The 21,365-nt window shown below is 73.1% G+C and carries 20 protein-coding genes; 12 read left to right on the top strand and 8 right to left on the bottom strand.

The window, feature by feature from the left end:
* The first annotated feature begins 20 nt into the window (after positions 1-20).
* Positions 21-1,136, top strand: a complete 1,116-nt coding sequence (locus tag IEY99_RS19065; protein WP_189205066.1) for a mannose-1-phosphate guanylyltransferase — start codon at positions 21-23, stop codon at positions 1,134-1,136.
* On the opposite strand, the gene IEY99_RS19060 is transcribed toward IEY99_RS19065, so the two are convergent.
* Genes IEY99_RS19060 through cofD form a run of 3 tightly spaced genes read right to left on the bottom strand, consistent with a single transcriptional unit; the run spans position 1,127 to position 3,665 of the window.
* Positions 1,127-1,696: an NUDIX hydrolase gene (locus IEY99_RS19060; protein WP_189205065.1), complete on the bottom strand. Its 570-nt coding sequence runs from the start codon at positions 1,694-1,696 to the stop codon at positions 1,127-1,129. The two genes, IEY99_RS19065 and IEY99_RS19060, sit on opposite strands and share 10 nt — an antisense overlap.
* A complete protein-coding gene (locus tag IEY99_RS19055; RefSeq protein ID WP_189205064.1) occupies positions 1,693-2,709 on the bottom strand; it encodes a coenzyme F420-0:L-glutamate ligase in 1,017 nt (338 codons plus the stop codon). Before IEY99_RS19055 ends, IEY99_RS19060 begins: the two co-directional genes overlap by 4 nt.
* Positions 2,709-3,665: a 2-phospho-L-lactate transferase gene (gene cofD / locus IEY99_RS19050; protein ID WP_189205062.1), complete on the bottom strand. Its 957-nt coding sequence runs from the start codon at positions 3,663-3,665 to the stop codon at positions 2,709-2,711. The genes IEY99_RS19055 and cofD overlap by 1 nt, the downstream gene beginning before the upstream one ends.
* Positions 3,666-3,813: 148 nt before the next feature.
* Here cofD and IEY99_RS19045 point away from each other — a divergent pair, with 148 nt between their 5' ends.
* The 3 genes from IEY99_RS19045 (at position 3,814) to IEY99_RS19035 (ending at position 7,942) form a co-directional block, all read left to right on the top strand.
* Complete coding sequence (locus tag IEY99_RS19045; RefSeq protein WP_189205060.1) at positions 3,814-4,740, top strand: hypothetical protein; 927 nt, start codon at positions 3,814-3,816, stop codon at positions 4,738-4,740.
* Between the two features lie 74 nt (positions 4,741-4,814).
* Complete coding sequence (locus IEY99_RS19040; protein WP_189205812.1) at positions 4,815-7,307, top strand: bifunctional FO biosynthesis protein CofGH; 2,493 nt, start codon at positions 4,815-4,817, stop codon at positions 7,305-7,307.
* 377 nt (positions 7,308-7,684) lie between these two features.
* Positions 7,685-7,942: a WhiB family transcriptional regulator gene (locus IEY99_RS19035; RefSeq protein WP_015619224.1), complete on the top strand. Its 258-nt coding sequence runs from the start codon at positions 7,685-7,687 to the stop codon at positions 7,940-7,942.
* 34 nt (positions 7,943-7,976) lie between these two features.
* Here IEY99_RS19035 and IEY99_RS19030 read toward each other — a convergent pair whose 3' ends face one another.
* The gene (locus IEY99_RS19030) at positions 7,977-8,462 is read right to left on the bottom strand and encodes a metallopeptidase family protein (protein WP_071809298.1); all 486 of its coding nucleotides are present in this window, start codon (positions 8,460-8,462) and stop codon (positions 7,977-7,979) included.
* A gap of 186 nt (positions 8,463-8,648) precedes the next feature.
* Between IEY99_RS19030 and IEY99_RS19025 the strand changes: the two genes are divergently transcribed.
* The gene (locus tag IEY99_RS19025) at positions 8,649-9,014 is read left to right on the top strand and encodes a DUF3499 domain-containing protein (protein ID WP_023358955.1); all 366 of its coding nucleotides are present in this window, start codon (positions 8,649-8,651) and stop codon (positions 9,012-9,014) included.
* 6 nt (positions 9,015-9,020) lie between these two features.
* On the opposite strand, the gene IEY99_RS19020 is transcribed toward IEY99_RS19025, so the two are convergent.
* A complete protein-coding gene (locus IEY99_RS19020; RefSeq protein ID WP_189205059.1) occupies positions 9,021-9,899 on the bottom strand; it encodes a polysaccharide deacetylase family protein in 879 nt (292 codons plus the stop codon).
* 176 nt (positions 9,900-10,075) lie between these two features.
* Here IEY99_RS19020 and IEY99_RS19015 point away from each other — a divergent pair, with 176 nt between their 5' ends.
* Positions 10,076-10,828 (top strand): class I SAM-dependent methyltransferase, encoded by a 753-nt coding sequence (locus tag IEY99_RS19015; protein WP_189205057.1) that lies wholly within the window; start codon positions 10,076-10,078, stop codon positions 10,826-10,828.
* Here IEY99_RS19015 and IEY99_RS19010 read toward each other — a convergent pair.
* Genes IEY99_RS19010 through IEY99_RS19000 form a run of 3 tightly spaced genes read right to left on the bottom strand, consistent with a single transcriptional unit; the run spans position 10,779 to position 14,008 of the window.
* Complete coding sequence (locus IEY99_RS19010) at positions 10,779-11,150, bottom strand: DUF779 domain-containing protein (protein ID WP_189205055.1); 372 nt, start codon at positions 11,148-11,150, stop codon at positions 10,779-10,781. The genes IEY99_RS19015 and IEY99_RS19010 overlap by 50 nt on opposite strands.
* Positions 11,150-12,673 carry an aldehyde dehydrogenase gene (gene adh / locus IEY99_RS19005; protein ID WP_189205053.1) on the bottom strand — a complete coding sequence of 508 codons (1,524 nt, stop codon included), beginning with the start codon at positions 12,671-12,673 and terminating at the stop codon, positions 11,150-11,152. The genes IEY99_RS19010 and adh overlap by 1 nt, the downstream gene beginning before the upstream one ends.
* Before the next feature lie 39 nt (positions 12,674-12,712).
* Positions 12,713-14,008, bottom strand: a complete 1,296-nt coding sequence (locus IEY99_RS19000) for a sigma-54-dependent transcriptional regulator family protein (RefSeq protein WP_189205051.1) — start codon at positions 14,006-14,008, stop codon at positions 12,713-12,715.
* Positions 14,009-14,132: 124 nt separating this feature from the next.
* On the opposite strand from IEY99_RS19000, the gene IEY99_RS18995 reads away from it, so the two are divergent.
* The 6 genes from IEY99_RS18995 (at position 14,133) to manA (ending at position 20,975) form a co-directional block, all read left to right on the top strand.
* The gene (locus IEY99_RS18995) at positions 14,133-15,566 is read left to right on the top strand and encodes an aldehyde dehydrogenase family protein (RefSeq protein WP_189205049.1); all 1,434 of its coding nucleotides are present in this window, start codon (positions 14,133-14,135) and stop codon (positions 15,564-15,566) included.
* A 105-nt stretch (positions 15,567-15,671) separates the two neighbouring features.
* Complete coding sequence (locus IEY99_RS18990; RefSeq protein WP_189205047.1) at positions 15,672-17,051, top strand: phosphomannomutase/phosphoglucomutase; 1,380 nt, start codon at positions 15,672-15,674, stop codon at positions 17,049-17,051.
* A gap of 47 nt (positions 17,052-17,098) precedes the next feature.
* Complete coding sequence (locus IEY99_RS18985) at positions 17,099-17,305, top strand: Trm112 family protein (protein WP_189205045.1); 207 nt, start codon at positions 17,099-17,101, stop codon at positions 17,303-17,305.
* A gap of 289 nt (positions 17,306-17,594) precedes the next feature.
* Complete coding sequence (locus IEY99_RS18980) at positions 17,595-18,818, top strand: SIS domain-containing protein (RefSeq protein ID WP_189205043.1); 1,224 nt, start codon at positions 17,595-17,597, stop codon at positions 18,816-18,818.
* Positions 18,815-19,777: a cation diffusion facilitator family transporter gene (locus IEY99_RS18975; RefSeq protein ID WP_189205041.1), complete on the top strand. Its 963-nt coding sequence runs from the start codon at positions 18,815-18,817 to the stop codon at positions 19,775-19,777. The genes IEY99_RS18980 and IEY99_RS18975 overlap by 4 nt, the downstream gene beginning before the upstream one ends.
* A 34-nt stretch (positions 19,778-19,811) precedes the next feature.
* Positions 19,812-20,975 (top strand): mannose-6-phosphate isomerase, class I, encoded by a 1,164-nt coding sequence (gene manA, locus IEY99_RS18970; protein WP_189205039.1) that lies wholly within the window; start codon positions 19,812-19,814, stop codon positions 20,973-20,975.
* The last annotated feature ends 390 nt before the right edge of the window (positions 20,976-21,365 follow it).

The following is a 21,365-nucleotide window of genomic DNA, read 5'->3' as shown; positions in this document are numbered from 1 at the left end:
ATTCGTTACAATCCGTGCGCATGAGTGAGAATTCGGGCGGGCTGTACGCCGTCATCCCCGCAGGTGGCAGTGGAACACGCCTCTGGCCGTTGTCGCGTGCCGGCCACCCGAAGTTCCTGCACCCGCTGACCGGCACCGAGGCGTCCCTGCTGCAGGCGACCGTCGAGCGCCTGATGCCCCTGACGGACTGCTCCCGGGTGTACGTGGTGACCGGCGTGGCGCACGCGGCGGCCGTGTCGCGCCAGCTCACCGACGTACCGGAGGAGAACATCCTCGTCGAGCCCTCGCCGCGCGACTCGTGCGCGGCCATCGCCCTGGCCGCGGCGGTGATCGCCCGCCGCGAGCCGGAGGCCGTGATGGGCTCCTTCGCGGCCGACCACCTCATCGCCGACGGCGAGCGTTTCATCGCCGTGATCGAGAAGGCGATGAGCGGCGCCCGGCAGGGCCTGCTGATGACGCTCGGCATCACCCCGACGCGGCCCGAGACCGGCTACGGCTACGTCCAGTGCGGCGGCCCGGTCGGCGACGGCGCCGTCCTCGCGGTCGAGGAGTTCAAGGAGAAGCCGTCGTACGAGGTGGCCGAGAGCTACGTCAACTCCGGCAACTACCTGTGGAACGCGGGCATGTTCGTCTGGCGGGTCGACGTGTTCCTCACGGAACTGGCCAGGCAGCAGCCGCAGTTGCACGCCGGCATCTCCCGCATCGCCCAGGCCTGGGACTCGCCCTCGCGGGAGGAGGTCCTCGGCGAGGTGTGGCCCACCCTGCCACGCATCTCGGTCGACTACGCGGTGATGGAGGGCGCGTCGGCGGTGGGCCGGGTCGGCACGGTCCCCGGCGACTTCGGCTGGAACGACGTCGGCGACTTCCACACCCTCGGCGAGGTGCTCGCCTCGGACCACGCGGGCAACGTCGTCGTCGGCCAGGACGCCCAGGCGAAGCCGGGCGTGATCCTGCGCGAGGCCGAGAACCTCGTCGTGGTCCCCAACTCCGGCCGCCTGGTGGCGGCGCTCGGGGTCCGCGACCTGATCGTGGTCGACACCCCGGACGCGGTCCTGGTCTGCCCGCGCGACCGCGCCCAGGAGGTCAAGTCGATCGTCGACGACCTCAAGGAGAAGGGCGAGGTCGGCTACATCTGACGGGCGGCCGCGAGCCTGGCGAAGGCGGGGGCGAGCTGCTGCACGACCCCGTCCGCCAGCGGGGACGGCAGCTCGTCCGCCGCGAACCAGCCCAGCTCCGCCGACTCCTCGCTGACCTGCTCGACGGCGCCCGGCGGGCAGACCGCGAGGAACCGGACGTCGTAGTGCCAGGACGCCTCCGCCGGCTGGGCGTCGGCCGGGGCGCAGCGCACGGCGTGCACCTCCACATCGATCGGCTCCGGGTCGAGACGCAGGCCCGCGATCCCGGACTCCTCGGTCGCCTCGCGCAGCGCGGCCGCGGCCAGCGAGGCGTCGCCCGGCTCGCAGTGCCCGCCCACCTGCATCCACAGGCCGAGCCGGCCGTGCAGGCAGAGCAGCACGCGGCGGCGCTCGTCGACGATGAGCGTGCTGGCCGTGACGTGCCCCGGCCGATGCGCCCGGGTCATCGCGACCGGACCGGCGCCGAGCAGGCCGAGCGTGCGGGCGCGGGCGGCATCGGCGGCCGCCGAGGTGGCCCGCCAGCCGGTGAGGATGCCGAGCGTGTCGGCGTAGAGGCTCATGGCGCCGCCGCGGAGACGGCGACGGTGGCGCCGCCCTCGTCGTAGGCCACCGCGGACGCGAGCCCCTCGGCCGCCAGCGCCGCGCGCAGCCGGTGCACGTCCGCGCCGAAGCGCATCAACCCGGCCGGCGTGGTGTCCGTGGCGGTGCAGCGCAGGGTCTGCGGCGACGGCACGGCGACCGAGCCGTCGAGGCCGGCCGTGCCGATCGCCCGCCGTACGGCGTCGGCGTCCGCCGGGGCGTCCGTCGCGGCCTGCGGCAGGGCGGCGGCCGCGCGGAGCCCTTCGGCGCGTGCCTCGGCCGTACCCAGAGAGAACATGTCGCTGGCCGCGTCGCGCAGCAGGACGTCCGCGCCCGGCGTCTCCGCCACCCCGGCGCCCGGGTAGCCGCGCACCACGGCGACCGGCACCTGGTCGCACTTGCCCTTCACCAGCTCGCCCGCGGCCGCGAGCTCGTCGATCACCGCCATCTCGGTGAGCTCCAGCTCGTTGCCGTACGGATCGATCTCGCCGCGGTGGTCGCGCAACGGCGCGATTCCCGCGGCGCCGAGCGCGACGTCGGTGAGCCCGTTGCGCCAGGCCCGGCCCATGGTGTCCGAGACGATGACGCCCACCTGCAGGCCCCGTGCCGCGCACGCCGCGCGCAGCCGCCGGGCCGACTCGTCCGGCGATTCCGGCAGCAGCACCAGGTGGGTCTTGTCGACGTTGGAGGCGTCGATCCCGGCCGCCGCCATCACGAAGCCGTGGTGGGTCTGCACGATCGCGGTCGGACCGCGCCGGGCCACCACGCGCCGGGTCTGCGAGGCCAGCACCTCGGCCCGGGCGGCCTCGCGTTCCGGCCCGTCGGCGGGCACCTCGACCAGCCGGCCCTCCGCCTTGGACACGATCTTGCTGGTCACCACGAGCACGTCGCCGTCGCGCAGCCACGGCGCGGCGCGGGTGATCAGCTCCGCCAGGTCGTCCCCGGCGGTCACGTCGCCGATGCCCCGCACCGGCAGAATCTCCAGCCCATCCATCAAGAGACCCCCGCCAGCTCCAGCGCGGACGCGACCATCGCCGAGGTCGCCTCCTCGTCCGTCATCCACAGCGGCACCGCCCGCGTGCGGACCCCGGGTACCTCGGCGCCCGCGTCCGCGGTGTCCACCAGCCAGCCGTCGAGCAGGCCCGCTGCCGTCCGGGCGCCGTAGAGGCCGCCCACCCCCGCCGCGCTGACCTCGACGCCGAGCGTGGCGAGGCAGCGGTCGGCCATGCCCCGGACCGGCGCGCCACCGATGATCGGCGACACCCCGACGACCGGCGCCGGGCCGTCCAGCACGGCCTGCTTCAGCGCCGGTACGGCGAGAACCGGCGCGATCGACACCACCGGGTTGGACGGCGCCACGAGCACCACATCGGCGCCCGCGACGGCCTCCAGCACCCCGGCGGCGGGCTTCGCGGCCTCCGCGCCGACGAAGACGAACCGGTGCGTCGGCACCTTTCCGCGGTGGCGGACCCACCACTCCTGGAAGTGGATGGCCTTGCGCTCGCCGTCGACGTCGGCGACCACATGGGTCTCCAGTCGGTCGTCGGTCGCGGGCAGCAGCGTGATCCCCGGCTGCCAGCGGTCGCAGAGCGCCGCGGTCACCTGGGAGAGCGGATAGCCGGCGTTGAGCATGGTGGTCCGCACGAGGTGCGTGGCGACGTCCTTGTCGCCGAGGCCGAACCAGCCGGGCTCGGCGCCGTACCTCGCCAGCTCCTGCTTGACGACCCAGCTCTCGCCGACCCGCCCCCAGCCGCGCCCGGGGTCGGCCGCGCCGCCCAGCGTGTACATGACGCTGTCCAGGTCGGGACAGATCTGCAGGCCGTGCAGGCGCACGTCGTCGCCCACGTTCACCACCGCCGTGACGTCGGCGCCGATGGCCTGCGCGTGTGCGCGCACGCCCATCAGGAACCGGGCGCCGCCGATCCCCCCGGTCAGGACCACGATCCGCATCCGACCATCCTCGCGCACGGTGCACCGGTCCGCGGCTCCCGGGTCGCGGGTGTGATGTGCGTTTCGGGTCTAGGCTGAGCCGGCCGCCCGCATCCGGCGTCCTGCGCCGGGCGGACCGTCCCCCCGATCCCCGTGGAGGAGAGCCGCTGTGACCAGCACCCCGACGCCACAGCCCGAGCCGGAACGCCCGGTCGTCCCGGTGCTCCGGCCGTTGCGTGACCTCGCCGCGTACGCACTCGTCGCCGCGCCCGCCGTGTGGCTCTTCGTGGCGATCATCCGGTTGATCCCGTCGGAGGTCGGTCAGGACTTCCTCACCCGGGCCCAGAACAGCTTCTACAGCTACGTCAACGTCGAGACGATCCTGCTGCCGCTGGCGGCGGTGCTGCTGGCGACCCTCGTCGGCCCGCGGCACCGCAACGCGCGGCTGATCACGGTCGTGGCGCTGGTCGAGTACGCGGTGGCCGCCTTCTTCGCGGTGCTCTTCGGCTTCCTGATCGCCATCGTCAAGCTCGCCGGCTTCAGCGTCCGGGTGGCCTTCGAGGAGCTGCTGGTCCGGGTGGCGTGGCTCGCCGTCTTCGCGGTGGCGGCGTACGCGGTCTTCTCGATCTGGCGGGCGCTCTTCCAGACGCCGAAGCCCGCACCGCAGCCCGGAATGTACGGCCAGCCGGCGCCGCAGTGGGGCCAGCACCCGCATCCCGGCTTCGCCGCGCCCGGCCACCCGCACCCGGCCCAGCCGCACCCGGGTCAGCCCTACCCCGGCCAGCCGCACCCGGGTCAGCCCTACCCGGGGCCGCAGCAGACGTGGGGCCAGCCGCCGGCGTGGGGCCAGCCGACCGCCGCGCAGCCGACCGCCGCACCGCCGCCCGCCCCGCCGGTGCCCGGCACCCCGACCGAGCCGTCGGCGCCCCCGCCCGCGCCGCCCGCCTCGGCACCGCCCGCCTCCGCGGCGCCCGCGCCGGCACCGCCGGCGCAGGCGGGCCATGGCGCTTCCGATCCGACGCAGACCGTTGCGGCGCGCGACACCGGTGACGACCGCACGGAGGTCCTCGGCGAGGACCCGAAGCACACCCCATGAGCGGCGTGTTGGAGACCACTGTCCCCTCTGGGACAGTCGGCCTCGTTCCGGCCTAGGCTGCACGGGTGGCAGCAGTGGACATCCCGCCAACCGAAGCCAGCATCCGCCGCGCGCTCAGGCGTGCCGCCGACGGCAAGACGATCGACGCCGACGAGGCGACCGCCCTGCTCGCGGCGGAGGGTTCCCTGCTCGACGACCTGCTGAGCATCGCGGGTGGCGTGCGGGACGCGGGGCTGCGGGAGGCCGGGCGCCCCGGCGTGGTCACGTACTCGAAGAAGGTCTTCGTCCCGCTGACCCGGCTGTGCCGCGACCGCTGCCACTACTGCACCTTCGCGACCGTGCCGCACCGGCTGCCCGCGGCGTTCCTCGAGCGTGACGAGGTGCTCGCGATCGCCCGCGAGGGCGCCGCGCAGGGCTGCAAGGAGGCGCTCTTCACGCTGGGGGACCGGCCCGAGGACCGCTGGCCCGCGGCCCGCAGGTGGCTCGACGAGCGCGGCTACGACTCGACCCTGGACTACGTACGCGCCTGCGCCATCGCCGTGCTCGAGGAGACCGGCCTGCTCCCGCACCTCAACCCGGGCGTGCTCGGCTGGGCCGAGCTGCAGCGGCTCAAGCCGGTCGCGCCCAGCATGGGGATGATGCTGGAGACGACGGCGACGCGGCTCTGGTCCGAGCCCGGCGGCCCGCACTACGGCTCGCCGGACAAGGAGCCGGCGGTGCGCCTGCGCGTGCTCGACGACGCCGGCCGGGTCGGCGTGCCGTTCACCACCGGCATCCTGATCGGCATCGGCGAGACGCGGGCCGAGCGTGCCGACGCCATCTTCGCGATGCGCCGCACCGCCCGCGAGTACGGCCACATCCAGGAAGTCATCATCCAGAACTTCCGCGCCAAGCCGGACACGGCGATGCGCGGCATGCCGGATGCGGAGCTGCGCGAGCTCGCCGCGACGGTGGCGGTGGCCCGGGTCGTCATGGGCCCGCGTGCCCGCCTGCAGGCGCCGCCCAACCTCATCGCCGGCGAGTACGACCTGCTGCTGCGCGCGGGTATCGACGACTGGGGTGGCGTCTCCCCGGTCACCCCCGACCACGTCAACCCGGAAAGCCCGTGGCCGCAGATCGAGCTGCTCCGCAGCATGTCGGCCGCGTCCGGCTTCACCCTGCGCGAGCGGCTGACCATCTACCCCGAGTATCTGCGCCGGGGCGCCGAGGGCTGGCTCGACCCGCGGCTCGCCGCCCACGTCGCCGCGCTCGCCGACGCGGACGGCCTCGCCCGGGAGGACGCGATGCCGTCCGGCCGCCCGTGGCAGGAGCCGGACGACGCGTACGCCTCGGGCCGCACCGACCTGTTCGCCACGATCGACACCGAGGGCCGCACGAGCGACCGCCGCGGCGACTTCGACTCCGTCTACGGCGACTGGGCCGAGGTGGCCGCGCACGTCACCACCGATGTCGCCGGTCGCACGGATTCCGAAGTGCTCGCCGGACTCAAGCTGGCCGCGGAGGACCCCGCCCGGCTGCTGTCGCCGGAGCACGAGGACAAGGCCATGGCCCTGTTCCAGGCCGAGGGCTCGGCCCTGGACGAGCTGGCCCGCATCGCCGACGACCTGCGCAAAGAGGTCAACGGCGAGGACGTCACGTACGTCGTGAACCGCAACATCAACTTCTCCAACGTCTGCTACGTCGGGTGCCGGTTCTGCGCCTTCGCCCAGCGCGAGCGCGACGCGGACGCGTACCGGCTGTCGGTCGAGCAGGTCGCCGACCGGGCCGAGCAGGCGTGGCGCGACGGTGCCACCGAGGTCTGCATGCAGGGCGGCATCGATCCCAAGATGCCGATCACCGCGTACGCGGACCTGGTGCGCGCGGTGAAGCGGCGGGTACCCGGCATGCACGTCCATGCCTTCTCTCCGATGGAGATCGTCACCGGGGCGGCCAAGGCGGGCGTGCCGGTGCGGGAGTGGCTGACCGAGCTGCGCGACGCCGGCCTCGACACGATCCCGGGCACCGCCGCGGAGATCCTCGACGACGACGTGCGCTGGGTGCTGACCAAGGGCAAGCTCCCGGCCGCCACCTGGGTCGACGTGGTGACCACGGCACACCAGCTGGGCATCCGCTCGAGCTCCACCATGATGTACGGCCACGTCGACCATCCCCGCCAGTGGCTGGGCCACTTCCGGGTGCTCGCCGGGGTGCAGGACGTCACCGGCGGCTTCACCGAGTTCGTGGCGCTGCCGTTCATCCACACGAACGCGCCCATCTACCTGGCGGGTATCGCCCGCCCGGGCCCGACCCCGCGGGAGAACAGGGTCGTGCACGCGATGGCCCGCATTTTGCTGCACGGCCGCATCGACAACATCCAGTGCTCCTGGGTGAAGCTCGGCGACGAGGGCACGATCGCGATGCTCAACGGCGGGTGCAACGACCTGGGCGGGACGCTGATGGAGGAGACCATCTCCCGGATGGCGGGGTCGGAGCACGGGTCGGCGCGCACGGTCGCGGAGCTCAAGGAGCTGGCGGCGGCGGCCGGACGCCCCGCGGTGCAGCGCACGACCGTCTATGGCCGGTACTAGTCCGGACCGGTGTCGGCATTCGGTCGATGTGGCCTCGCTCTCGCCCTGCCCCCGCGGTGTGCGGCCGCGCACGCCCTCCTCCGACCGACCCAAGGTTACAAATTGGGGTAATTTGGACGCGACGCGCCGACTGAGCGTTACCTTCCGGCGGCTCTGAGAGATAGGGCAGGAACGGGACCGTGAGGCGGCGACGGCGCCTCGGGGAAACGGGCCTATTTATCAGGTTCGGCTTGACGACGCACGTCTTACACGCGTGTAATTTCGGTGGGGTTGTGGGAAAGAAGCGCCGCGAATCGCTTGTTTTCCGCAAGAAACACGCCGCGTGCGTGGGGGGTCAGCGCCGGCATCACTGTCGGCGCGGAAAAGGAGGCACGCCGATGGAAGCGCAGGTAGAAGGGGTAGACCTGCTCGGGGACGCGCCCGAGTGGCAGGAACGGGCGCTGTGCTCGCAGACCGATCCGGAGGCATTCTTCCCGGAGAAGGGCGGCTCGACGCGCGAGGCGAAGCGCATCTGCGGCCGCTGCGACGTCAAAGCGGAATGCCTCGAATACGCCCTCGGTCACGACGAGCGCTTCGGCATCTGGGGCGGACTCTCCGAGCGGGAACGCCGCAAGCTCAAGCGCCGGGTGGCGTGACCGCCGGCTCTCGCGCGGACGCCGGGGGGCCGTCCTACGAGAGCTCGTCGGGATCGACGCCGAGCAGGTTGGCGACCTGTTCGATGATCACATCGTGGACGAGGTCGGCGAGGTCCTCGCGATCCATCGCGCGGAACTCCAGCGGCCGCCGGTAGAGCACGATCCGCGGCGGCAGCTCCTGGCGACCGGGCCGGCCCGGCAGCAGGCGGGCCAGCGGCACCTCGCCGTCCTCGAGCACGTCGGAGTCGTAGACGTTGAGGTCCGGCGGGACGTCCTCGACCGCGAACTCCACGCCGGCCAGCTCCTTGGCGTACCGGCGCTCCAGGCTCTCGACCGTGTCGAGCACGAGATCGTCGAAGATCTCCGCCTTGGTCCGGGCCAGCGGCACGGTGGCCGGGACGAGCCGACCGCGCAGGCCGCGCCCGTGCCGGTCGCGACGGGCGGGGCGGCCGGGTCCGGGTGTGCGCGTGGACCGGCCGGGATCGGATCCGGCCCGGCGGCGGTCGGGGCTGGTGGTCACGCGACCAGCCTAGCCCGCGAAATGCGTGGCACGTGGTCAGGCTGTGTCGGCCGCGTTTCGTCACCGGGAATTCGCCCCATAGGGACGGCGTGTCGGAGCGCCATGTCGAAATCGTGATGCATTGTGGGTCGGCGTGTCGCGGCACCATCGGCCCCGCGCGAGCGCGCTTAGAGATAACGTGCCGCCGTGAGGTCCCCACGGCGCTGCTCCCGGAACGGCTGTCCCCGACAGGCGGTCGCCACCCTGACCTACGTCTACAGCGACTCCACGGCCGTGGTGGGCCCGCTGGCCGCCTTCGCCGAGCCGCACACGTACGACCTCTGCGAACCGCACGCCCGCAGCCTCACCGCGCCGCGCGGCTGGGAGCTGGTCCGCCACGACGGCGACTTCGCGCCCCCGCCGCCCACGACGGACGACCTCGTCGCGCTGGCGGACGCCGTGCGCGAGGCGGCCCGCCCGGCCCCGCCGCCGCGCCCGGAGGAGCACGACAACCTCCCCGGCCACCAGACCGGCCGCCGCGGCCACCTGCGCGTCATCCCGCCGTCACACTGACCGTCGTCACGGCAGGGCAATCAGTTTGTAACGCTTCTTCAGCCACGGAAGGAGCGTCTGGTAGGCGGCGATGGTGTCCGGCTGCGCGTTGTCGTGCGAGAGCACGATCGCGCCCTTGCCGACGTGCTGTTGCACCTCCCGGATGATCTTCTCCTGGTGTGCGCCGGACGACTCGCCGTGGTGTTCCCAGTCGCGCGGGTCCACCTGCCAGTAGATCGAGGTCATGCCCAGCTGGGCGGCCTCCTGCACGAACCGGCGGGTGAAGTTGCCGCCCGGTGCCCGCATGTACTTGATCTGCGCATCGGGCACGGCCGCGCGGATCGCGTCGTTGGTCTTCTGGAGGTCGGCGCGGATCTTCGCCGGCTTCTCCTGGCCCAGCGTCAGGTTGTGCCGCCAGGTGTGATTGCACAGCGTGTGCCCCTCGCGGACGATCCGCCGTACGAGCTCGGGATGTTCGGCGGCGCGCATCCCGACCAGGCAGAAGGTCGCCTTGACGTCGTTCTTGCCCAGCAGGTCGAGCAGCCTGGGCGTCTGCACCGGGTCCGGGCCGTCGTCGAAGGTCAGTGCCACTCCGGCCTGACCCGTCGCGATGTGGCTGTTCGCCGGGCCGCCGTGGCGGGCCTCGCCGGCCTCCGGGGTGTGCTTCCCGCCGGTGCCCGGCGTGGCCGGCTTCGACGGCGTGCCGGGCGGGGAGGGTGGCGTCGGATCGGCGTCGGGCGCCGACGCGGAGGAGGGGGCCTCCGGATCGGGCGACGCCGAGACGGAGGACGCTGGCTGCGCCCCGGCGGCGTTCCCGGCGGGTTCCCGGCCGGCGTTGCCGGCTGTGCCGCAACCGGCCAGTCCGCTCAGCACCAGAGCGATCACCAACACCTTGGGGGTACGCATCGTCACACTCCGTCCATGTGCGGGAAATCCGCCGTGGACAGCAACTATGGTGCGGCGGCACGACGAGCGGCCAGCCGGCGGGAAGGGCTGGCACGCTTCCGGGAGATGTCGCACCTCATGGGTGACAATCCGCTGCCTGACGACTCCACTGAGGAGCGAGGACGAGAGGTGAGCACGTGAACGGCGCAGATCCGAGCCGCTGGTCCGCCGTCGCCGAGGGCTGGGCCGACCTCTGGGGCACCTTCGCCGAGCCCGCATGGCGCGCGATCCTCGACGCCACCCGCGCCGGCCGCCGTCGCCACACTCGTGCCGTGCGCGTACTCGACGTCGGCTGTGGCAGTGGTGACTTCCTTGCCTACTGCGCCCGCCTCGGCATGGTGACCGCCGGCATCGATCCCGCGCCGGGCATGGTCGGCCTGGCCCGGCGGAAGAGCGCGGACGTCCGGCTGGGCGGGGCGGAGGAACTGCCCTGGGGAGACGCCACCTTCGACCTCGTGACGTCGTTCAACGCGCTGCAGTTCGCGGAGGACACCGACGACGCGCTGGCCGAGATGATCCGGGTGACCGGGCCCGGCGGGCACGTCGCCGTGGCGAACTGGGCCGAAGCGGCCCGCAACGAGCTCGACGCCGTCGAACGCGCCCTGGACGACGGGCCGCCACGGCCCGACGGCGACCTGCGCCTGCCCGGCGGGCTGGCGGAACTGCTGACCGACGGCGGCCTCGTCGACGTGCGGGAGGCGCTCGCCGAGGTGCCCTGGGAGGTCCCGGACGACGACGCCCTCGTCCGCGGCGTCCTCCTGGGCGAAGACGCGGGACGAGCCGGCGCGGTGCTCGCGGCGGCTCGCCCGTACCGAAGGGCCGATGGAAGTTACCGGCTCGTCAATCACTTCCGGTATGCGGCGGGGAGGAGAGCAGGCGGCTGCGGATGAGGAACCGCACCCCCTCCGGCGCTTCCAGGCTGAAGCCGCTGCCGCGACCCGGCACCACGTCCACGGTGAGATGGGTGTGCTTCCACGCCTCGAACTGCGCCGCGCTCATCCAGAACCGCACCGGCTCCGCCACGCCGTCGATGCGCAGCTCCTCCAGCAGGACGTCGCTGGCACCCGTACGGAACTCGCCGTCGAGATAGCACATCGGGGCGCTTCCGTCGCAGCAGCCGCCGGACTGGTGGAACATCAACGGCCCGTGCCGCTCCCGCAGCGACCGGATGAGCTCGGCCGCCGCGGGAGTCACGTCCACCCGGGCACCCATCAGAAGAAGCCCATGGCCTTGGGGGAGTAGCTGACCAGCAGGTTCTTGGTCTGCTGGTAGTGGTCGAGCATCATCTTGTGGTTCTCCCGGCCGATGCCCGACTGCTTGTACCCGCCGAACGCGGCGTGCGCCGGGTACAGGTGGTAGCAGTTCGTCCACACCCGACCGGCCTGGATTTCTCGGCCCGCCCGGTAGGCCATGTTGATGTCGCGGGTCCAGACGCCGGCGCCGAGGCCGTAGAGGGTCTCGTTGGCGATCTTGATTGCGTCGTCGTAGTCCGAGAAGGACGTCACCGAGACGACCGGGCCGAAGATCTCCTCCTGGAAGATGCGCATCGTGTTCGTACCCTCGAAGATCGTCGGCTGCACGTAGTAGCCGCCGGACAGCTCACCGCCCAGGTCCGCCCGGGCGCCGCCGACGAGCACCTTCGCGCCCTCCTGGCGGCCGATGTCCAGATAGGACAGGATCTTCTCCAGCTGGTCGTTCGAGGCCTGGGCGCCGACCTGGGTGTCGGTGTCCAGCGGGTTGCCCTGCCGCAGGTTCTCGACGCGCTTGACCCCGGCGGCCAGGAAGTCCGAGTAGTGGCCCTGCTGGATCAGCGCCCGCGACGGGCACGTGCAGACCTCGCCCTGGTTGAGCGCGAACATCGCGAAGCCCTCGAGCGCCTTGTCCAGGAAGTCGTCGTCGGCGCGGCTGACGTCGTCGAAGAAGATGTTCGGGCTCTTGCCGCCGAGCTCCAGCGTCACCGGGATGATGTTCTCGGAGGCGTACTGCATGATCAGGCGCCCGGTGGTGGTCTCGCCGGTGAACGCCACCTTGGCGACCCGCGGGGACGACGCCAGCGGCTTGCCGGCCTCCGCCCCGAAGCCGTTGACGATGTTCACCACGCCGGGCGGCAGCAGGTCGGCGATCAGCGACATCAGAAGGTGGATCGAGGCCGGGGTCTGCTCGGCGGGCTTGAGCACGACGGCGTTCCCGGCGGCGAGCGCGGGGGCGAGCTTCCAGACCGCCATCAAAATCGGGAAGTTCCACGGGATGATCTGAGCGACCACGCCGAGCGGCTCGTGGAAGTGGTAGGCGACGGTGTCGTCGTCGATCTCGCCGAGCGTGCCCTCCTGCGCGCGCAGCGCCCCGGCGAAATACCGGAAGTGGTCGATCGCCAGCGGGATGTCGGCGGCCATGGTCTCGCGGACCGGCTTGCCGTTCTCCCAGGTCTCGGCGACGGCCAGCCGCTCCAGGTTCGCCTCCATCCGGTCGGCGATCCGGTTGAGGACGTTCGCGCGTTCGGCGGCCGGCGTGCGGCCCCAGGCGCCGGCCGCGGCGTGCGCGGCGTCGAGCGCGCGTTCGACGTCCTCGGCGGTGCCCCGGGCGATCTCGCAGAAGGTCTGCCCGGTCACCGGGGAGGGATTCGGGAAGTACTGGCCCTTGACGGGCGGCACGAACTCGCCGCCGATCCAGTGGTCGTACCGGGACTCGTAGGCGACGGTCGCGCCGTCGGAACCGGGCGGGGAGTAGACAGTCATGGCGCACGACCTCCGTATCCGTGGTGGACACGGCGGACGCTAACGACGGAGACGTTGCACGGACGTTGCAATGCCGTACTCGGCGGCGAGCCGGGCCGTCTGGTGGTCGGCCAGCAGGCGTGCCGGCGAGCCGTGGGGGAGCGCGGCCGCGTAGGCCTCCCACATCTCGAGGTCGTCGGCACCCCAGGCCGTGGCCACCCAGCGCTGGATGAGCCGGTGGTCCCCGGCGGCGAGGACCGCGGTCCGCAGCCGGGAGTCGAGCAGGTGGCGCAGCCGCACCACGCCGGGCGCGTCCGACGACGGCAGCAGCGGCCCCGGATAGGCCGCCAGCGCCTCCCCGACGCGGCCCCGCTCCAGCAGCCGGGTCACGTCGAGGAAGTCCGCCGACGTCTCGCCGCGCAACCGGTAGGGGCGCGAGTCCAGCACCTGCGGCCCGAGGATGCGGCGCAGGCGGGACAGCTCCGCGCGTACCGTCACCGGATTGAGGTCGTCGGCGTAGAGATCGAAACCCAATTGATCTCCCGTACGCCCGTCGGGGTGGACCAGAAGCAGGCAGATCAGTTCCGAATGCCGGCGGCCGAGCCGCAGCTGACGCCCCCCGACCGCCACCACGGCGTCTTCGCGCCCGAGCACGGACACCGTGGTGGTGGCGGCGCCGGCCGGCCGCGCACCGCTGCCGAGAAAGGCCTCGGCGGCGAGCGCGGTGGCCCGGACCAGCGCGAGGCTGTGCGGGTTGGCCAGGTGATCGCCGCCGGTCACGTCGATCGCGCCGAGCAGCGCGCCGGTCGCGGGGTCGTGGATCGGCGCCGCCGCGCACGTCCAGCGCTGCACGCCGCGGCTGAAGTGCTCGGTGGCGAAGATCTGCAGCGGGTGGTCGACGGCGAGCGCGGTGCCCGGCGCATTGGTGCCGGCATGTGCCTCGTCCCAGCGGGCGCCGGGCACGAAGTTCATCGACTCGGCCCCGCGCAGCGCACTGCCGTGGCCCTCGACGTAGAGCAAGCGGCCGTGCGCGTCGCAGACCGCCATGAGGTGGTCGCCGTCGTCGGCGAGCCCGCCGAGCAGGTCGCGGAAGAGGGGCAGCACCCGGGACAGCGGATGCGCGGCCCGGTAGGCCTCCAGCTCCCCGTCGCTCAGCTCGATGGGCGCGGTGGCGTCCGGACTGAGCCGGGCGGCGGCCGTGCGCCGCCACGAGTCGGCGACCACCGGGCGTACCCGGCCGAAGGGGCGTTCCCCGAGCCGTTCCCCGGTCACGAACCGCTCGTGGGCGCGGCCGACCTCGGTGATCCGCTCCGCCGGATCGGCGCCGAGGTCGAGGGCGAGCCAGGGGTTGGACATGCGGGCACCTCCCAGACCCCACCATCGTGGCCCCCAGCACGGCTGCGGACAACAGGGTGTGCGGCATGCGGTGGCGTCCTGCCGGGCGCGATTCCCGGGCGCGTACCGGGCATAGGCTGACGGTGTGGATGCGACAGCCTTTTATGTGGCAGGCGCCGAGGCGCACGGCTCCGGCGAGGTGACGGTGACCTCGCCCTGGGACGGCCGCACGGTCGGGCGCACCACGTGGGCCGGGGACGACCAGATCGGGGCCGCGGTCGCCGCGGCGGCCGCCGTCGCCGAGGAGGCCGCGGCCCTGCCCGCCCACGTGCGCGCCGCCGCCCTCGACCACGTGTCGCGCCGGCTCGCCGAGCGCCGCCGGGAGATCGCCGAGCTGATCACCGCCGAGAACGGCAAGCCGGTGAAGTGGGCGCTGGTCGAGGCCGACCGGGCGGTGTCGGTGTTCCGCTGGGCCGCCGAGGAGGCCCGCCGGTTCGCCGGTGACCTGCAGCGGCTCGACACCGATCCGGGCGGTACCGGCCGGATCGCGGTGGTCAGGCGCGTCCCGCGCGGCCCGGTGCTGGGCATCTCGCCCTTCAACTTCCCGCTGAACCTGGTCGCCCACAAGGTCGCGCCGGCGCTGGCGGTGGGCGCGCCGATCGTGGTCAAGCCCGCGCCGGCCACCCCGCTGACCGCCCTGCTGCTGGGCTCGATCCTCGCGGAGACCGACCTGCCGGCCGGCCTGTTCTCCGTGCTGCCGGTGCCCAACGACCGCGCCGCTGGCCTGGTCGCCGACCCCCGGCTGCCCGTCGTGTCGTTCACCGGTTCGGGCCCGGTCGGCGCGCAGATCCGGCGCGCCGCCCCGGAGAAGCACGTCACCCTGGAGCTCGGCGGCAACGCGGCGGTGCTGGTCTGCGGCGACTACGGCGCCGACGACGACCTCGACCGGGCCGCCGGGCGCATCGCCACCTTCGGCACCTATCAGGCCGGCCAGAGCTGCATCGCCGTCCAGCGCGTGTACGTACACCAGGGCCTGGACCTGCTGCCCCGGCTCACCAGCGCGATGGAAGCGCTGCGCACCGGCGACCCGGCGGACCCGGCGGTCGAGGTGGGACCGATGATCAGCGAGGAGGCGGCCCGGCGCGTCGAGTCCTGGGTCGACGAGGCGGTGGCGGCCGGCGCCATGGTGGTGACCGGCGGCGAGCGCGACGGCGCCACGTACCCGCCGACGCTGCTGACCGGCGTCCCGGCCGGCGCCAAGGTGGTCGCCGAGGAGGTGTTCGGCCCGGTGGTGGTGGTCTCGGAGGTGCCGTCCGACGAGGCCGGCTTCGCCGCGATCAACGACTCCGCGTACGGGCTGCAGGCCGGCGTCTTCACCCACGACATCCGGACGGCCTTCGCGGCACACCGCCGGCTCCAGGTCGGCGGCGTGGTCGTGGGCGACGTGCCCTCCTACCGGGCGGACCAGATGCCCTACGGCGGCGTGAAGGGCAGCGGCGTGGGCCGGGAGGGCGTCGCGAGCGCCATGGAGGACTACACCGAGCCACGTGTCATGGTCCTCACCGGCGTCGAGCTCTGAGCACCCTGCCGGCACACGCCGGACGGTGACGCAGGGCGAATGAGCCGTGACGGTTGCCCGGGCTCCGTTACTCTCTGCGGGACGGAACTCGCTGAGGGGTGTGCGTTGACTGACCTGTCCCAGCTCGTGAAGGCGTACGATGTCCGCGGCGTCGTGCCCGACCAGCTCAACGAGACCGTGGCCCGCGCTCTGGGCACCGCCTTCGTGGAGATGCTGCGGGAGTCCGGCGACGACGCCGACAAGATCGTCATCGCCCACGACATGCGCGAGACCGGCCCGGGGCTGGCGCGGGCGTTCGCCTACGGCGCCAACTCTGCCGGCGCGGCCGGCGTCCACATCGGCCTGGCCTCCACCGACCAGCTCTACTACGCCTCCGGGTCGCTCGGCCTGCCCGGCGCCATGTTCACCGCCAGCCACAACCCCGCGCAGTACAACGGCATCAAGCTGTGCCGCGCGGGTGCGAAGCCGGTCGGGCAGGACAGCGGCCTGGCCATCGTCCGGATGCGGGCCGAGGAGCTGCTCGGCGACCTCGACGCGGTCGCCGAGATGCCGCCGCGGATCGAGCACATCAGCCTGCTCGAGGGCTACGCCAAGTACCTGCGCTCGCTGGTCGACCTGAGCGGCATCCGCCCGCTGAAGGTGATCGTGGACGCGGGCAACGGCATGGGCGGCTTCACGGTGCCGGCGGTGCTGGGCAACCAGCTCCTGCCGTCGCTGCCGCTGGAGATCGTGCCGATGTACTTCGAGCTGGACGGCTCGTTCCCCCACCACGAGGCCAACCCGCTGGATCCGGCCAACCTCGTCGACCTGCAGCAAGCGATCCGCGAGCAGGGCGCCGACATCGGGCTGGCGTTCGACGGCGACGCCGACCGCTGCTTCGTCGTGGACGAGCACGGCGACCCGGTCTCGCCCTCCGCCATCACCGCCCTGGTGGCCAAGCGGGAGCTGGCGCGGTTCCCGGGCGCCACGGTGATCCACAACCTGATCACCTCCGCCGCCGTGCCCGAGATCATCAAGGAGTGCGGCGGCGAGCCGGTCCGCAGCCGGGTCGGCCACTCGTTCATCAAGGCCGAGATGGCCCGCACCGACGCCGTCTTCGGCGGTGAGCACTCCGCGCACTACTACTTCCGCGAGTTCTGGTTCGCCGACACCGGCATGCTCGCTGCGATGCACGTGCTCGCGGCCCTGGGCGGGCAGGAGCAGCCGCTGTCGCAGTTCGCGGCCGAGTTCGAGCGCTACAGCGCCTCCGGTGAGATCAACTCCACCGTGGCCGACGCGGCCGCCAAGATCGCCGAGGTGCGCGCGGCGTTCCCGGACGCCACCTTCGACGACCTCGACGGCATGACCGCCCACCTCGGCGACGGCGCCTGGTTCAACCTGCGCGCCTCCAACACCGAACCCCTGCTGCGCCTCAACGTCGAAGCGCCCAAGCCGGACCGGATGGCCGCCCTGCGCGACGAGGTGCTCGCCATCGTCCGCGGTTAGGATCACCGGGTCCGCGAAACAGCCCGCACCCCCCAAGGAGCCGTCCGGTGGCCCTCGATCCGCACCTGCTGGAAATCCTGGCCTGCCCGGACACGCACCACGCGCCGCTGACCCACGACCCGGCCGCGCAGACGCTGACCTGCACCGAGTGCGGCCGCGTCTTCGAGGTGCGGGACGACATCCCGGTGCTCCTGCTGGACGAGTCCCGGCCCGGCACCGGGCCCGCGACCTCCGCGGACCCCGCGTCCTCCTGAGGACAGCCACCCGCCGGGCCCCGGTTTCGCGCACGCGACTGGAGGGAACGCTGTTCCCGGGTCGCCTGTCGTATCCGCCGGCGCTTGCGCCCCTCGGGGACCGCGCCCGGGGCCCGTCGTCCGGGTATGTCGGCGCGCGTCCGGGGTATGTCCGCGGGGCGTAGCGCCTGTGCGGTGGCGACCGCCGCACACGGTTAGGATCACCTGGTCCGAAACGAGATGCCCGTGCCCGGCGGCCCGCATGGCCGCTGGCGGCGGGCGCCGCCGAGCAGGGTGGAGAGGTGGCCTGATGGCAAGCCCCGAAGACGGCACGGCCGGGCTCACCGGGTGTCGCGTGGCCGACGAGTCGCTGCTCGAGGACGAGAAGGCGATGCTCGGCAACGACCCGGGAGGCATGCTGCGCGCCACCGCGTCCGCGGGAGCCCAGGTGCGGGAGTCGGCGGCCCTGGCCGCCGAGGCCAACCTGAGCGTGCTCGCCGACGAGGGCCGTCCGCGCGCGGTCGTCGTCGCCGGCATCGGCACGGCCGGCCTGACCGGCAACATCCTGGCCACGGTCGCGGGTCCGCGCTGTCCCGTACCCGTGATCGGGCACCGCAGCGCGGGCGTGCCCGGCTGGGTCGGCGCGGCCGACGTGGTCATCGCCGTCTCCGCCTCCGGCCGCAGCCCCGAGGCGCTGGCCGCCGCCGACGCCGCCGCCCGCCGCGGCGCCCGGCTCGTGGCGATCGGCAACCCCGACTCGGAGCTGCAGGCGGTCGCCGAGCGGGCCCGGGCCCCGTTCATCCCGGTGCCGCGGCGCGCGCCCGCCCGGGCCAGCCTGTGGGGCCTCGCCGTGCCCGTACTGCTCGCCGCCCGCAGCCTCGGCCTGGTCAAGGTCAACGAGGCCGACCTCGCCGAGACCGCGGCCCGCCTCGACGCCGACGCCGAGCGCTGCCGCCCGGGCGCCGAGTCCTTCGTCAACCCGGCCAAGTCCCTCGCCCTCGACCTGGCCGGCTCGGTGCCGATCGTGTGGGGCTCGTCCCCGCTGGCGACGGTCGCCGCCCGCCGCTTCGCCGACACGCTCGCGGCGAACGCCCGCTACCCGGTGATGGCCGGCGCGCTGGGCGAGGCCGGCCGGGGCCGGGTCGGCCTGCTCGACGGCCCGTTCGGGGGCCTCGCCGAGTCGTCGCGCGACATCTTCGCCGACCCCGCCGACGAGGAGGACTCGACCACCCGCCTGCGCCTCGTCGTCATGCGCGACGGCGGCCTCAACCCGCAGGACGACGCGGACGAGCCGGTCGCGGTCGAGGAGCGCCGGGCGGACGCCGTCCAGGTCCTCGCCGAGCGCCGCGGCGTGCGCTGCGACGTGGTGACCGCCGAGGGCGGCTCCGCGCTGGAACGGCTCGCCTCGCTGGTGGCGGTGCCGGACTTCGCCTCGATCTACCTGGCGCTGGCCCACGGCCTGGACCCGATGGCGGTGCCGGCCATCAACGAGATGAAGGAATTGAGCAACCCCATGCCGGAGGGAATGCAGTGAGTGCTGAGGGCGGAACCAAGGCGATCGTCGCGGCCCTGGTCGCGAACCTCGGAATCGCGCTGACCAAGTTCGTCGCGTGGGTTCTGACGGGCTCGTCCTCGATGCTCGCCGAGTCGATCCACTCGGTCGCCGACTCCGGCAACCAGGGACTGCTGCTGCTGGGCGGCAAGCGGGCGCAGCGCAAGGCCACACCCCAGCACCCCTTCGGGTACGGCCGCGACCGCTACATCTACGCGTTCATCGTCGCGATCGTGCTGTTCAGCGTCGGCGGCCTGTTCGCGCTCTACGAGGGCTACCACAAGTGGAGCCACCCGGAGGGCATCCACGAGTGGCAGTGGGTGCCGGTGACGGTCCTGGTCATCGCGATCGCACTGGAGAGCTTCTCGTTCCGCACCGCGATCAAGGAGTCGAACCAGGTCCGCGGCAACACGTCCTGGGTCCAGTTCGTCCGCCGGGCCAAGGCCCCCGAGCTGCCCGTCGTGCTGCTGGAGGACCTGGGCGCGCTGGTCGGCCTGGTCCTGGCGCTGATCGGTGTGGGCATGACCCTGATCACCGGCGAGGGCCGCTGGGACGCCGCCGGAACCATCGCGATCGGCCTGCTCCTGGTCGCCATCGCGATCATCCTGGCCATCGAGACCAAGAGCCTGCTGCTGGGCGAGGGCGCGACCCCCGAGGACGTCCGGACCATCGAGAACGCCCTCCTGGCCGGCAAGGGCGTCGAGCGCATCATCCACATGAAGACGCTCTACCTGGGCCCGGAGGAGCTCCTGGTGGCGGCGAAGATCGCCGTACCGCGCTCCGAGCACGCCGCGGAGGTGGCGGCGCACATCGACGAGGCGGAGACCCGCGTCCGCCAGGCCCTGCCGATCGCCCGAGTGATCTACCTGGAGCCGGACATCTACCGCCCGAACGCGCCGAAGTCCGCCCCGGACGCCACCGCCGAACCGGCCCCGGCCTGACGGCCGCCGGTCCTTCACACCAACGGGGGTTGCTGTGGGTGCCGTTCTTCCGCTGGCCGGTGTGATCCGGCCGTACGCCTGGGGGTCGCGCACGTCGATCGCCGAGCTGCAGGGCCGGCCCGCGCCCAGCGCCACCCCGGAGGCCGAGCTCTGGCTCGGCGCCCACCCCGGCGACCCGTCCACGGTCGCCGGGGCCGACGGGCCGGTCAGCCTCGCGACACTCATCGCCGACGACCCCGAGGGCCAGCTCGGCGCCGAGGTCGCCGGCGAGTTCGGGGTACGCCTGCCGTACCTGATGAAGGTCCTCGCCGCGGCCGCCCCGCTGTCGCTGCAGGCGCACCCGGACGCCGACTACGCCCGCCGGGCGTTCGCCGCGCAGGAGGCCGACCCGCAGGCCCCGAAGAACTACACGGACGCGTACCACAAGCCCGAGATGCTGGTCGCCCTGACGCCGTTCGAGGCACTGTGCGGTTTCCGCGAGCCCGCCGAGTCGGCCGCCGCCCTCGAGGCGCTGGGCATCGAGCGGCTGGCCCCGGTGGTCGAGTCGCTGCGTACGGGCCCGTCCGGGCTCGGCGAGGCGGTCCGCACCCTGCTGACCTGGCCGGCCGCCGACCGCGCGGCGCTGATCGACGAGGTGGTCGCCGCCGGGACGTCGCCCCTGGCCAGCGGCCTCGCGAGCCACTATCCGGGGGACCCGGGCGTGCTGGTGGCGCTGCTGCTCCACCACGTGCGGCTGGAGCCCGGCGAGGCCATCTGGATGCCGGCGGGCAACCTGCACGCCTACCTCGACGGCACCGGCGTGGAAATCATGGCGGCGAGCGACAACGTCCTGCGCGGCGGCCTGACGCCGAAGCGGGTGGACGTGGACGAGCTGCTGCGAGTGCTGCGCTTCGAGGTACTCCAGGACCCGATCCTGCCCGCGACCGAGCTCGCGCCCGGCGTGGTGACCTGGAAGGTCCCGGTCCGCGAGTTCGCCCTCTACCGGATCGACCTGGACCCGACCTCGCCGCCGGTGCGCCTGCCGGCCGAGGGCCCCCGCATCGTCCTGGGAACCCGGGGGGACGTGCACGTGGCCGAGGCGGTGGACGGCACCCCCGTCGAGATCACCGCGGGAACGGCGGCCTTCATCCCGGCGAGCACCGGCCCGGCGACCCTGGCCGGCGTCGGCCAGGCCTTCGTAGCCGCCGTCGCCTCCTGACCGTTCCGCCCGGCGTCGGTTCCTGACCGTTCCGCCCGGCGTCGGTTCCTGACCGGTTCGCTCGGCGTTGCCTTCCACCTGGCTCGGTCCGCGTTGCCTCTCGACGAGCTCGCTCGGAGCGGGATGCTCGCTCTGGGGACGGGTCGCGACGCGGCCCGCGGCGAAGACAAACCGGAAATTTCCGGATTTGCTTGACATGGGTGTGTGCGGAGTGTGAATCTATAACCACGCAGCGTCATTGGTGATCGGGGGGTCCCACGACGCGCGCGGTACCAAACCGGGGGGATGAACGGGGCGGCAGGTCTTGACCTGTCGCCCCGTTCGCTGTCCGGCCCGAGTTTGGCAGAGGAACCGCACCGTGCCGAGAAGCCGCGCGGCACCACGCGGAGA

This window comes from Couchioplanes azureus, assembly GCF_014648355.1.
GTDB lineage: Bacteria > Actinomycetota > Actinomycetes > Mycobacteriales > Micromonosporaceae > Actinoplanes > Actinoplanes azureus.
This window is presented reverse-complemented; position numbering and strand designations above follow the sequence as displayed.

Excerpts from the sequence above, each read along its gene's own strand:
- IEY99_RS19000 (WP_189205051.1), bottom strand. The coding sequence starts at position 14,008 with ATGTCCAACCCCTGGCTCGCCCTCGACCTCGGCGCCGATCCGGCGGAG.
- IEY99_RS19035 (WP_015619224.1), top strand. The coding sequence starts at position 7,685 with ATGGAAGCGCAGGTAGAAGGGGTAGACCTGCTCGGGGACGCGCCCGAG.
- IEY99_RS19010 (WP_189205055.1), bottom strand. The coding sequence starts at position 11,150 with ATGGGTGCCCGGGTGGACGTGACTCCCGCGGCGGCCGAGCTCATCCGG.
- IEY99_RS19065 (WP_189205066.1), top strand. The coding sequence starts at position 21 with ATGAGTGAGAATTCGGGCGGGCTGTACGCCGTCATCCCCGCAGGTGGC.
- adh (WP_189205053.1), bottom strand. The coding sequence starts at position 12,673 with ATGACTGTCTACTCCCCGCCCGGTTCCGACGGCGCGACCGTCGCCTAC.
- IEY99_RS19020 (WP_189205059.1), bottom strand. The coding sequence starts at position 9,899 with ATGCGTACCCCCAAGGTGTTGGTGATCGCTCTGGTGCTGAGCGGACTG.
- IEY99_RS19060 (WP_189205065.1), bottom strand. The coding sequence starts at position 1,696 with ATGAGCCTCTACGCCGACACGCTCGGCATCCTCACCGGCTGGCGGGCC.
- IEY99_RS18980 (WP_189205043.1), top strand. The coding sequence starts at position 17,595 with ATGGCAAGCCCCGAAGACGGCACGGCCGGGCTCACCGGGTGTCGCGTG.
- IEY99_RS19055 (WP_189205064.1), bottom strand. The coding sequence starts at position 2,709 with ATGGATGGGCTGGAGATTCTGCCGGTGCGGGGCATCGGCGACGTGACC.
- cofD (WP_189205062.1), bottom strand. The coding sequence starts at position 3,665 with ATGCGGATCGTGGTCCTGACCGGGGGGATCGGCGGCGCCCGGTTCCTG.